Source organism: Kitasatospora sp. NPDC057518 (genome assembly GCF_042802075.1).
Lineage (GTDB): Bacteria > Actinomycetota > Actinomycetes > Streptomycetales > Streptomycetaceae > Kitasatospora.
Genome location: NZ_JBHVEU010000058.1, coordinates 16,206 through 28,462 on the forward strand (window position 1 = coordinate 16,206; position 12,257 = coordinate 28,462).

6 protein-coding genes and 1 pseudogene are annotated in these 12,257 nt (G+C 76.1%); 6 read left to right on the forward strand and 1 reads right to left on the reverse strand.

Annotated features, from left to right (window positions below; genetic code table 11):
• Positions 1-4: 4 nt before the first annotated feature.
• From ACFU7Z_RS08830 to ACFU7Z_RS08840, 3 genes and pseudogenes are all read left to right on the forward strand, one after another.
• Positions 5-622 (forward strand): annotated as a pseudogene (locus ACFU7Z_RS08830) (isochorismatase family protein); the annotation flags it as partial.
• Between the two features lie 116 nt (positions 623-738).
• On the forward strand, positions 739-972 hold the full coding sequence (locus ACFU7Z_RS08835; protein WP_049657883.1) for a phosphopantetheine-binding protein: 234 nt from the start codon (positions 739-741) through the stop codon (positions 970-972).
• 107 nt (positions 973-1,079) lie between these two features.
• Entirely contained in the window at positions 1,080-1,814 is a 735-nt protein-coding gene (locus ACFU7Z_RS08840; protein ID WP_380777055.1) for an AMP-binding protein, read from the forward strand.
• 119 nt (positions 1,815-1,933) lie between these two features.
• Here the strand turns inward: ACFU7Z_RS08840 and ACFU7Z_RS08845 are convergent, their stop codons facing one another.
• Complete coding sequence (locus ACFU7Z_RS08845; RefSeq protein ID WP_380777059.1) at positions 1,934-3,079, reverse strand: amidohydrolase; 1,146 nt, start codon at positions 3,077-3,079, stop codon at positions 1,934-1,936.
• A gap of 231 nt (positions 3,080-3,310) precedes the next feature.
• Between ACFU7Z_RS08845 and ACFU7Z_RS08850 the strand changes: the two genes are divergently transcribed.
• The 3 genes from ACFU7Z_RS08850 to ACFU7Z_RS08860 are packed head-to-tail and all read left to right on the forward strand — an operon-like array spanning position 3,311 to position 12,224.
• On the forward strand, positions 3,311-10,639 hold the full coding sequence (locus ACFU7Z_RS08850) for an amino acid adenylation domain-containing protein (protein WP_380777056.1): 7,329 nt from the start codon (positions 3,311-3,313) through the stop codon (positions 10,637-10,639).
• Positions 10,636-10,821 (forward strand): MbtH family protein, encoded by a 186-nt coding sequence (locus ACFU7Z_RS08855; RefSeq protein WP_049656914.1) that lies wholly within the window; start codon positions 10,636-10,638, stop codon positions 10,819-10,821. The genes ACFU7Z_RS08850 and ACFU7Z_RS08855 overlap by 4 nt, the downstream gene beginning before the upstream one ends.
• On the forward strand, positions 10,818-12,224 hold the full coding sequence (locus tag ACFU7Z_RS08860) for a DHA2 family efflux MFS transporter permease subunit (RefSeq protein ID WP_380777057.1): 1,407 nt from the start codon (positions 10,818-10,820) through the stop codon (positions 12,222-12,224). The genes ACFU7Z_RS08855 and ACFU7Z_RS08860 overlap by 4 nt, the downstream gene beginning before the upstream one ends.
• The last annotated feature ends 33 nt before the right edge of the window (positions 12,225-12,257 follow it).

Consider the following 12,257-nt stretch of genomic DNA (forward strand, 5'->3'; position numbering starts at 1 on the left):
CACCGTGGGCCTGCCCCGCATTCCCCGCTATCCCATGCCCGCCGCCGAGGAACTGCCCGCCAACCGGGTCGCCTGGACGGTCGACCCGGCGCGCGCCGTCCTGCTGGTGCACGACCTGCAGAACCACTTCCTGGACGCCTTCGACGCCGAGGCCGCGCCGGTGACCGAACTCCTCGGCAACGTCCAGGCGTTGGCGGAGGCCGCGCGTGCCGCCGGCGTGCCCGTCGTGTACTCGGCGCAGCTCGGCGGACAGAGCCCGGCCGAGCGCGGGCTGCAGCAGGACTTCTGGGGCCCGGGCATCCCGGCCGACCCGCGGGCCACCGCGATCGCCGACGCCGTCGCCCCGGCGCCGGGCGACACCGTGCTGACCAAGTGGAAGTACAGCGCCTTCGTGCGCACCGAGTTGGAGCAGCTGCTGCGCGAGCAGGGGCGGGACCAGCTGGTGATCACCGGCGTGTACGCGCACATCGGGGTGCAGGCGACCGCCTGCGACGCCTGGATGCGGGACGTGCAGGCCTTCGTGGTGGCCGACGCGGTCGCCGACTTCGGCCCGGCGGAGCACCGCGGTGCGCTGGCCTGGGTGGCCGGGCGCTGCGGGATGGTCGCCACGGCGGAGACCGTGCTCGGGGCGATGGCTCCGGCCGCAGCGGCGGCCGGCCTGGATGCCGTGGCCGGCCTGGACGCCACGGCCGGTTTGGACGCCGCAGAGATCGACGTGCTCGAAGGGGTGGGCGGCAAGTGACGGGTACGGGCTTCACGGTGGAGCGGATCCGGGCCGAGGTCGCCGACCTGCTCGGCGAGGACCCGGCGGAGATCCCGCTGGACGAGAACCTGGTCGACTGGGGGCTGGACTCCATCCGGCTGATGACCCTCGCCGGGCGCTGGCAGGAGGAAGGCGCCGAGGTGGCGTTCGTCCAGCTCGCGGAGCGCCCGGCGATCGAGGCCTGGGCCGAGCTGCTGGGCGCGGCGTGATGGCGGCGGGGGTGGGCGAGGCGCTGCGGGGCCCGGTCCGGGATCCGCTCCGGGAGCCGGTTCGGGCTGGAGCCCGGGATTCGGCCCGCGGGGCGGTGCTGCCCGAGGTGCCCGAACTGCCTCCGCTGCCGCGCCGGACGGTGCGCTACCCGGCCACCACCGCGGTGGGGCCGGTCGAGGCGCAGGCGGCGCGGACGCCGGACGCGCCGGCACTGGTGCTCGCGGGCGGGGAGACCGTCGGCTACCAGGAGTTGAACGCCTCGGCCAACCGGCTGGCGCGCGCCCTGGCCGCCCGTGGGGCCCGCCCGGGTGCGGTGTTCGGCCTGGCGGCGTTCCGCCGTCCGGCGGAGCTGGTGACGGCGCTGCTGGCGGTGGCGAAGTCGGGTGCGGCGTACCTTCCGCTGGACCCATCGGACACGCCCGGGCGGCGCGAGCGGCTGCTCGCGGAGAACGCTCCGGTCTGCGTGCTGGGGGAGGGGGTGCCGGGGGCGCTGGCCGGGCTGGCGACGGAGGGCGAGCTGCCCACCGACCCGCCCCGGGCGCTGACCCCGCACCATCTGCTCTGCGTCGGGTACGGCCCGGGCGGGCGCCCGAGCGCCGTCCGGCTCACCCACGCCGAGGCGGACCGCCGGGTGCGCGAGCTCCAGGCGGCCCACCCGCTCGGGCCGGGCGACCGGGTGCTGCAGCTGGGCCTGCCGCTCTGGGAGTACCTGTGGCCGCTGCGGACCGGCGCCGCCGTGGTGCTCGCCGACCCGTGGCAGGAGGGCGAGGTCGGGGCGCTGGTGCGGGAGTTGGGCGTGACGGCGGTGCGGGTGGCACCCGGGGTGCTGCTCGGCGGGTGAGCGGGACCCCGGGCGCCGGGGGGTGACGGCTGACGGAAGACGGTCGACGGGTAACAGATAACAGATGACAACTTTCAGCGAACAGATTTCGTTATCTGTTCGCTGAAAGTTGTCGGCCGTCATTCGTTCGTCGCTGCCGCCGACTTCGCCGACTTCGCCGACTCCGCCGCAAGATCCGCCGCCAGGTCCGCCGCCGTCCACGCCATCGCCACCGCGCCGTCCAGCACCGCCCGCTCCGCCTCCGCGCCCAGCGCCGCCTCGGCGAACGCCGCCTCGTGCGGGGCGCAGGCGCCGCCGGTGATGTCCAGCACCGGATGGATCGACGGCACCGCGTGCGACACGTTCCCCATGTCCGTACAGGCGAAGGGTCCGCTCTCGACCGGTTCCGGCCGGCCGAGCGCCGCCGCGTTGGCCCGCCACAGCGTCAGCAGCCGGGGGTCGGAGCGCATGTCCAGGTAGTCCGGCTCGGGTCGGGTCAGTTCCACCTCGCAGCCGGTGGCGAGTGCCCCGGCGCGGAAGCAGTCCTCGACCCGGGAGCGCAGTTCGGCGAGGTCCTCGGCCGCCGAGGCCCGGATCTCGTACTCGGCGCTGGCGCTGTCCGGGATCAGGTTCGGCGCCGTGCCGGCCGCCGTGGTGATGCCGTGCACCCGCCACTGCGGCGGGAGGTGCTGGCGCAGCAGCCCGATCGCGACCTGGGCGACGGTGAGCGCGTCGGCGGCGTTGCGCCCCCGGTGCGGGTCGAGGCTCGGGTGGGCGGCGAGCCCGGTGTAGCGGACGGAGAGCGTGCCGAGGGCGAAGGAGCGGAAGTCGGCGACCTCGACGGGGCAGGGGTGGACCATCATGGCCGCGTCCGCCCCGTCGAACGCCCCGGCCTCCAGCAGCAGGGCCTTGCCCGCCCCGCGCTCCTCGGCCGGTGCGCCGATCACCCGTACGGTGAGCCCGAGTTCGTCCGCGTACGGGGCGAGCCCGAGCGCCGCGCCGATCCCGGCGGCGGCGATCAGGTTGTGCCCGCAGGCGTGGCCGAGTCCGGGCAGGGCGTCGTACTCGCAGACCAGCGCGACGGTGACCGGCCCGCTGCCGAGGCGTGCGTCGAAGGCGGTGGCCAGGCCGTGGGCGGGCGCGGTGACCGAGTAGCCGTGCGCGCGCAGCAGTTCGGAGCACCAGGCAGCCGCCAGGTGCTCCTCGAAGGCGGTCTCGGGGTGGGCGTGGATGCGGTGGCTGAGCGCGAGGAGTTCCGCCCGCAGGGCGAGGACGCGCTCGCGCACGGCCCGCTTGGCGGCGCTGGGTCCGGTGGGTTCGGCGGGCCCGGTTGGTTCGGCGGGCCCGGTGGGTCCGGTTGGTTCGGCGCTCTGCGGCAGCGGTTCGGTCTGGGGCACGGGTGGCGTCTCCGGGGTGTCAGGGGCCCGACCCTGCGGGGCCGTTGACCAGATCATATGAACTTAGATTAGGCTAACCTAAGTAAGGCGTTCCGGATCCCCCGAGGAGCTCTCCACCCCATGCCTGCCGTCGAAACCCAGATCGCCGACAGTCAGACCGTCGACAGCCAGATCGCCGACAGTCGGGCCGCCCACAGCCGGACCGTCGACGGTCAGGCCGCCGACGTCCCCCTGCTCGCCGCCCAGGCCGCCATCTGGTACGCCCAGGCCCTCGACCCCGACAGTCCGGTCTACAACACCGGCGACGCCGTCGAGATCACCGGCCCGCTCGACGACGAGCGGTTCGAACAGGCGCTGCGGCAGGCGGTGGAGGAGGCCCAGGCGCTGAGCGCCGTCGTCGTCACCGACTCGGACGGCACGCCCCGCCAGCGGCTGCGCCCCGGCCGCCACTGGCCGCTGCACCGCCTGGACCTGCGCGCCGCCGAAGACCCGGCCGCCGAGGCCGAGGCCTGGATGCGCGCCGACCTCGCCCTTCCGGCCGACCTCGCCGAGGGCCCGCTGTTCACCCACGCGCTCATCCGGCTCACCGGGGACCGTCGGCTCTGGTACCGCCGCATCCACCACCTCGCCGTCGACGCCTACGCGTTGACCCTCCTCGGTGACCGGGTCGCGGCCCTCTACACCGCCCTCGCCACCGGCGCCGAACCCGCGCCGAACCCCTTCGCCGGACTCGCCGAGGCCGCCGCCGAGGAGGCCGCCTACCGCGAGAGCGCGCAGTACGGGGCCGACCGAGCCCACTGGTCGGCCCGGATGGCCGACGCCGACACCCCGGCCACCCTCCCGGGCACCCCCGAGTCCGGCGCGTCTCCCGAGGTCGGCGCTTCCCCCGAGCCCGGCGCGTCTCGCGAAGCCGGCGCGTCCGGCGCATCGATCCGCCTCACCGCCGAACTGCCCGCCGGCACCCGCGACCGCCTGGAGCGCGCCGCCGAGGCCGTCCGCGCCACCTGGGCCGAGCTGCTCCTCGCCGCCGCGGCCGGCTACCTGCACCGCCTGACCGGCACCCAGGACGTCGTCCTCGGCCTGCCGCTCGCCAACCGCCGCGGCCCGGCCGCCCTGCGCACCCCCGTCGCCGCCGCCAACGTGCTCCCGCTGCGCCTCGCCGTCCGCCCCGCCGACAGCGCCGAGGCCCTGGTGCGCGCCGTGGTCCGCGAGCTGCGCGCCGTCCGCCGCCACCAGCGCTACCCGCTGGAGGAGCTGCGCCGCGACCTCGGCCGCACCGGCGACCGCCGCGCCCTGTTCGGCCCGATGGTCAACATCAAGGCCTTCGAGAGCGACCTCGACCTGGCCGGCCTGCCCGGCACCGTCCGCAACCTCGCCGCCGGCCCGGTCGACGACCTCGCCCTGAACGTCTCGCCCGGCCCGGACGGCGCGCTGCGCCTGGTCATCGACGCCGACCCGGCCCGCTACGGGGCCGCCTCCCTCGCCGCCCACCGCGACGGCCTGCTGTGCTACCTCGACGCCCTCGCCGACCTGCTGCTCACCGACCCCCGGACGCCCGTCGCCCGGATCGACCTGCTCGACCCGGACGGCCTGCGCCGCGCCACCGAAGGCCGTACCGAGCCGCCGGTCGAGCGGACCGTGCCCGAGCTGTTCGCCGCCCAGGCCGCCCGCACCCCGGAGGCCGTCGCCGTCCGCTCCGGCGCGGCCGCGCTGACCTACCGGCAGCTCGACGCCGCCGCCAACCGGCTCGCCCACCGGCTGACGGCCCTCGGCGTCAAGGACGGCGCACCGGTCGCGATCGCCCTGCCGCGCGGCACCGACACCCTGGTGGCGATGCTCGCCGTCCTCAAGGCGGGCGGCGCCTGCGTCTCCCTCGACCTCGCCCACCCCGAGCGGCGCCTCGCCGCCGTGCTGGCCGACGCCCGCCCGGTCTGCGCGATCGGCGCCGCCGACGCCCTCGCCGGGCTCGGCCAGCCCGCCGGCCTGCCCGTCGTCCGCCCGCAGGACGCGGCCGGCGAGCCCGACACCGCCCCGCCCGCGCCCCGACTCGACCAGCCCGCCTACGTGTTGCACACCTCGGGCTCCACCGGCCGCCCCAAGGGGGTGGTGGTCACCCACGCCTCGCTGGCCAACCTGCACGCCGGCCTCGGCGAGGACCACGTCGCCCCCGCCCTGCGCCGCGCCGGCCGGGACCGGCTGCGCGTCGCCCACAGCGCCTCGTTCGCCTTCGACGCCTCCTGGGACCCGGTGCTCTGGATGGTCCACGGCCACGAGCTCCACCTGCTGGACGACGCCACCTACCGCGACCCGGCCGCGCTCGCCGCCCACCTCGACCGCGAGCGCGTCGACTACCTCGACCTCACCCCCTCCTACCTCGAAGTCCTGATCGCCGAAGGCATCCTCGACGAGGGCCGGCACCGCCCGTCCGTCCTCGTGGTCGGCGGCGAGGCCACCCCGTCCGCCCTCTGGCAGCGCCTGGCCGCCGTCCCCGGCCTGCACCCGGTCGACCTCTACGGCCCGACCGAGACCACCGTCGACGCCTACGCCTGGACCCCGGGCCCGGACGGCGCCCCGCGCGGCCGGGTGGTGCGCGGCTCCCGCGCCTACGTCCTGGACGGCTCGCTGCGCCCCGCGCCCGACGGCGTCACCGGCGAGCTGTACGTGGCCGGCGCCTGCCTGGCCCGCGGCTACCTCGGCCGCCCCGACCTCACCGCCGAACGCTTCCTCGCCGACCCCTTCGGCCCGCCCGGCAGCCGGATGTACCGCACCGGCGACCTCGCCCGGCGCCGCCCCGACAACACCCTGGAGTTCCTCGGCCGGGCCGACGACCAGGTGAAGATCCGCGGCTTCCGGATCGAGCCCGGCGAGATCGCCGCCGTCCTCGCCGAACTCCCGGGCGTCGCCCAGGCCGTGGTGATCGCCCGCCCCGGCCCGCAGGGCAAGCGCCTGCTCGGCTACGCCGTCCCGGAGAGCGGCAGCACGCCCGATCCGGACGGGCTGCGCGCCGCGCTCGCCGCCCGGCTGCCCGCGCACATGGTCCCGGCGGCCGTCCTGCTGCTGGACGAACTGCCGCGCACCGCCCACGACAAGCTCGACCACCGGGCCCTGCCCGAGCCCGCCGCGGCCACCGAGGGCACCGCGGCGGCCACGCCCCGGGAGGAACTGGTCTGCGGCCTGTTCGCCGAGGTCCTCGGCCTGCCGCAGGCACCCGGCCGGGAGGCCTCCTTCTTCGACCTCGGCGGCCACTCGCTGCTCGCCGGCCGCCTCGCCGCCCGGCTGCGCGAGACCTTCGCCGCCCCGGTCGGCTTCGCCGACGTGTTCCGGCAGCCGACCCCGGCCGGCCTCGTCGAACTGCTCGACCAGGCCGCCCTGTTCGACCCGGCGGAGCCCGAGCACCGCCCCGCCCTGGTGCCCGTGCCGCGCACCGAGCGGATGCCGCTCTCGCCCGCCCAGCGCGGGCTCTGGTTCCTGCACCGCCTCGAAGGCCCCAGCCCCACCTACAACATCCCGCTGGCGCTCACCCTCACCGGCCCGCTCGACCGGCACGCCCTCGGCCTCGCACTCGGCGACCTCGTCGCCCGGCACGAAGTCCTGCGCACCGTCTACGGGGAGGAGCCGGACGGCACGCCGTACCAGCGCATCCTCTCCGAGTTCCGGCCCGAACTTCACGGGAGCACCGGAGAGATGGGCGATGAAGTCCGGTACGCTTTCGACCTGACCGCCGAACCGCCGTTGCGCGCGAGCCTGTTCACCGACGGCCCCGAGCGGCACACCCTGCTCCTGCTGCTCCACCACATCGCGGGCGACGGCGCCTCCACCACCCCGCTGCTGCGCGACCTGGCCGTCGCCTACGGCGCCCGGAGCGCCGGTCGGGAACCGGAACTGCCGGAACTCGCCGTCCAGTTCGCCGACCACGCGGCCTGGCAGCGGGAGCGGCTCGGCACCGCCGACGCGCCCAGCCCGCTCGCCGTCCGGCAGGTGGAGCACTGGCGCGCCGCGCTCGCCGGACTGCCCGACCAGCTGGAGCTCCCGCTCGACCGCCCCCGTCCGGCCGTCGCCGGCCACCAGGGGGCCACCGTGCCCTTCGCGCTCGGCGCCGAGGCGCACACCGCCCTGGCCGGGCTCGCCCGGGCCGCCGACAGCACCGTCTTCATGGCCGTCCAGGCCGGGCTCGCCGCCCTGCTCACCCGGCACGGCGCCGGCACCGACATCCCGGTCGGCACCCCGGTGGCCGGCCGGGAGGACGAGGAGGCCGCCGCACTGGTCGGCTACTTCGTCAACTCGGTGGTGCTGCGCACCGACACCTCCGGCGACCCGACCTTCCGCGAGCTGCTGGCCCGGGTCCGCGGCACCGTGCTCGCCGCGCACGAGCACGCCGAACTGCCCTTCGACCGCCTGGTCGAGGAGCTCAACCCGGCCCGCTCGCTCGCCCGCCACCCGCTGTTCCAGGTGATGCTCGCCTGGCAGAGCCGCCCGGACGAGCGGACCGCCCTGGGCGGCGGCCTCACCGCCGACATCGCCGCGATCCCCAGCGGCACCGCCAAGTTCGACCTCACCCTGAACGCCGGGGAACTGCCCGGCGGCGGCATCGGCGGCTTCCTGGAGTACCGCACCGACCTCTTCGACGCCGCCACCGTCGCCGCCCTCGGGGAGCGCCTGACCCGGCTGCTCACCGCCGCCGCGAGCGCCCCCGACACCCCGATCGGCCTGCTGCCGCTGATCAGCGAGGAGGAGCGGCAGCGCGCCCTGGTCGAGTGGAACGGCCCGTCGGTGGACACGTCTTCGGACGCCACCCTGCCCGAGCTCTTCGAGGCGGCCGCCGCCGCCCATCCGCACGCCGTGGCGGTGGGCTACCGGAACGAGCAGCTCGACTACACCGAACTCGCCGCCCGTGCGGACCGGTTGGCCCGGCTGCTGGCCGCCGAGGGCATCGGTCCCGGCACCATCGTCGCGCTCGCCCTGCCGCGCTCGCTCGAACTCGTCGTCGCCCTGCTGGCGGTGGCCAAGTCCGGCGCCGCCTACCTGCCGCTCGACCCCGACTACCCGGCCGACCGGCTCGCCTACATGCTGGCCGACGCCACCCCGGCCGCCCTGCTCACCGACCGCGCCACCGCGCCCCGGCTGCCCGCCCACGAGGTGCGGCAACTCCTGGTCGACGGGCCGGAGTCCGCCGCCTTCCCGGCCGTCCCGCTGGAGCAGCACGAGCGCACCCGCCCGCTGCGCGCCGAGGACACCGCGTACGTCATCTACACCTCCGGCTCCACCGGCCGGCCCAAGGGCGTGCCGGTCACCCACCGCAACGTGGTCCGGCTGTTCGGCGCCACCGACCACTGGTTCGGCTTCGGCGCCGAGGACGTGTGGACGCTGTTCCACTCCTACGCCTTCGACTTCTCGGTCTGGGAGCTGTGGGGCGCCCTGCTGCACGGCGGCCGACTGGTCGTCGTCCCGCACCTGGTCAGCCGCGACCCGGCGGCCTTCCTGGACCTGCTCGCCCGCGAGCGGGTCACCGTGCTCAACCAGACGCCGTCCGCCTTCTACCAGCTCAGCGCCGCCGACCGGGACCGCCCCGGCAGCGAACTCGCCCTGCGCTACGTGGTGTTCGGCGGCGAGGCGCTCGAACTCGCCCGGCTGGACGACTGGTACGACCGGCACGCCGAGGACGCACCCACGCTGGTCAACATGTACGGCATCACCGAGACCACCGTGCACGTCTCGTACATCGCCCTGGACCGGGCGAGCGCCGCCGCCGGGAGCAGCAGCACCATCGGCGTCAACATCCCCGACCTGCGGGTCTACGTCCTCGACCAGCACCTCCAGCCCGTCCCGCCCGGTGTCACCGGCGAGATGTACGTGGCCGGGGCGGGCCTGGCCCGCGGCTACCTCGGCCGCCCCGAGCTGACCGCCACCCGCTTCGTCGCCGACCCGTACGCCGCGCTGTTCGGCGAGCGCGGCACCCGGATGTACCGCTCGGGGGACCTCGCCCGGCGCCGCGCCGACGGCGTCCTGGAGTACTTCGGCCGGGCCGACCAGCAGGTCAAGCTGCGCGGCTTCCGGATCGAACTCGGCGAGATCGAGGCCGTGCTGGCCGCCCACCCGGCCGTCGCCGACGCCGCCGTGGTGGTGCGGGAGGACGTGCCGGGGGACAAGCGGCTGGTCGGCTACGCGGTCGCGCCGGTCGGCGCCGTGGGACCGCTCGGCACCGCCACCCCGGACGAGCTGCGCGCCCACGCCGCCGCCGAACTGCCCGCCCACATGGTGCCCTCCGCCGTCGTCCTGCTCGACCGCCTCCCGCTGACCGCCAACGGCAAGCTCGACCGCCGCGCCCTGCCCGCCCCCGAGGCCCCCGCCGCAGGGGCCGGCCGCCTGCCGCGCACCCCGCGCGAGCAGCAGCTGTGCGAACTGTTCGCCGAGGTGCTGGGCGTGGCCTCGGTCGGCGTCGAGGACGACTTCTTCGCACTCGGCGGGCACTCGCTGCTGGTCGTGCGGCTCGCCGGGCGGATCCGCGAGGTGCTCGGACTGGAGGTCGGCATCGGCGCGCTGTTCCAGGCGTCCACCGTGGCCGCCCTGGACGCCGCCCTCGCGGCGGGCGCGCCCGCCGCCGACGCCCTGGACGTGCTGCTGCCGCTGCGGCCCGTCGCCCCCGGCCGGCAGCGCCCGCTGTTCGCCGTCCACCCGGCCGGCGGCCTCAGCTGGTGCTACACCGGCCTGATCCGCAACCTGCCCGGCGAGGTGCCGATCTACGGCCTCCAGGCCCAGGGCGTCGGTGCCGCCACCGCCGAACTCCCGCTGCCGGAAACGCTGGAGGAGCTGGCCGCGCACTACGCCGACCGGCTGCGCGAGGTCCAGCCGGAGGGCCCGTACCGGCTGCTCGGCTGGTCCACCGGCGGGATCATCGCGCACGCGGTGGCCGTCCGGCTCCAGGAGCTGGGCCAGGAGGTCGAGTTGCTCGCCATCCTGGACGCCTACCCGGCCGAGGGCTTCCGCGAGCTGCCCGTCCCCGACCAGGCCGAGGCGCTGGAGGCGCTGCTCACCATGGGCGGCTTCGGACCGGAGGACCTCGACGGCCTGCCGCTCGAACTCGGCGCCGTCACCGCGCTGTTGCGCCGCGAGGGCAGCCCGCTCGCCGGGCTGGACGAGAGCACCGTGGCCGCGCTGAACCGGATCTACCTCAACACCAACCACCTGGTGCGCGGCTACGACCACCGCCGCTTCGACGGCGACGTGCTGTTCTTCCGCGCCACCGTCGACACCATCGACGACACCCTGGTGCCCGAGCTGTGGACGCCGTACGTGTCCGGCCGGATCGCCAACACGGACGTGGCCTGTTCCCACAAGGACATGACCCTGCCCGAGCCGATCGCGCACATCGCGAGCGTGATCGCCGACCACCTCAAGCAGTCCGACAAGCAGTCCGACAAGAAGACCGACGATGGAGAAGACCACCGATGAGTGACGCCCCCGCCAACCCCTTCGACGCCGACGGCGAGTTCCTCGCGCTCGTCAACGCCGAGGGACAGCACTCCCTGTGGCCCGCCTTCGCCGCCGTCCCGGCCGGTTGGACCGTCGCCCACGGCCCCTGCGAGCGGCCGGCCGCCCTGGAGTGGATCACCGCGCACTGGACCACGCTGTGACCCCTCCGGCAACCCCTCCGGCGGTCCAGGCCCCGGCGCGCCCCCTGCTCGCGGGGCGCGCCGCGGTGGTGGTCGTCTACACGGCCGCGATGTGCATGAACGGCCTGGACTCGACCATCGTCAACCCGGCGCTGTTCAGCATCGCCGAGGACTTCGGCCGCCCGGTCTCGGCGGCGAACGCCGTGGAGACCGCCTTCCTGGTCGGCCTCGCCCTCGGACTGCCGGTGGCCGGCTGGCTCGGCGACCGGTACGGCGTCAAGCGGGTCTTCCTCGGCTCGCTCGCCGCCTTCACCCTCGCCTCCGCGCTCTGCGCGGCGGCGCCCGGCCTGGGCACGCTGTCCGCCGCCCGGGCCGTCCAGGGCGTGGCCGGCGGGCTGCTCACACCGGTCGGGATGACCCTGCTGTTCCGGGCCTTCGCCCCGCACGAGCGGGCCGGCCTGGGCCGCATCCTGATCGTCCCGACCGCGCTGATGCCCGCCCTCGGGCCGCCGCTCGGCGGCTTCCTCACCGAACACCTCTCCTGGCACTGGCTGTTCCTGGTCAACGTGCCGATCGGCGCGGCCGCCGTGCTGATCGGGCTGATCGGCCTGCGCGGCGAGCAGGAGCCCCCGGCCGGCCGCTTCGACACCACCGGGTTCCTGCTCGCCACCCCCGGCCTCGGCCTGCTCACCTACGCCCTCGGCTTCGGTCCGGCGCACGGCTGGACCTCCCCGGGGGTGGCCCTCGGCGGACTGCTCGGCCTGGTCCTGCTGGGCGCCGCCGTACGGAACCAACTGCGCACCGCCGAGCCCCTGGTGGAGCTGCGGCTGCTCGCCGACCGCACCTTCGGCACGGCGAGCTGGCTGGCCCTGCTGACCTCGGCCGGGCTGATGGGCGCCCTGTTCGTGCTGCCGCTGCTCTACCAGGCGGCGCGCGGCGCCACCGCCCTGGACGCCGGGCTGAGCGTCTTCCCGGAGGCCATCGGCCTGATGGCCGCCTCGCAGGTGGTGGACCGCCTGCTGCCCCGCCTCGGCCCGCGCCGGCTGGCCCTGCCCGGGCTGCTGCTGGCGGCGGCCGTGCTGGCCGCGCTCGGCTTCGCGGAGAACCCGTGGGCCGTACGGGCGTTGATGTTCGCCGTCGGACTGGTGCTGGGCACTGCCGTGCTCACCGTCCAGATCGCCGGCTTCGCCGACGTCCCGCCGCCCGCGATGGGCCGCGCGATGGGCCTGTTCACCATCCTGCGCACCCTCGGCGGCGCCCTCGGCATCGCCGCCACCGCGGCCCTCATCGGCGCGTTCGGCGACGGCGCGGGCGCCGGACCGTACCGGCTCGCCCTCGGGCTCACGGCGGCCCTGGTCGCCGCCGGCGCCCTCCTGGCCGTCCGCCTCCCGGTCGACGCCCCGGGCCCGCCGCCGGAGGACTGAGCCCTCAGGTGGTGGTCGTCCGCCCGGCCGCGT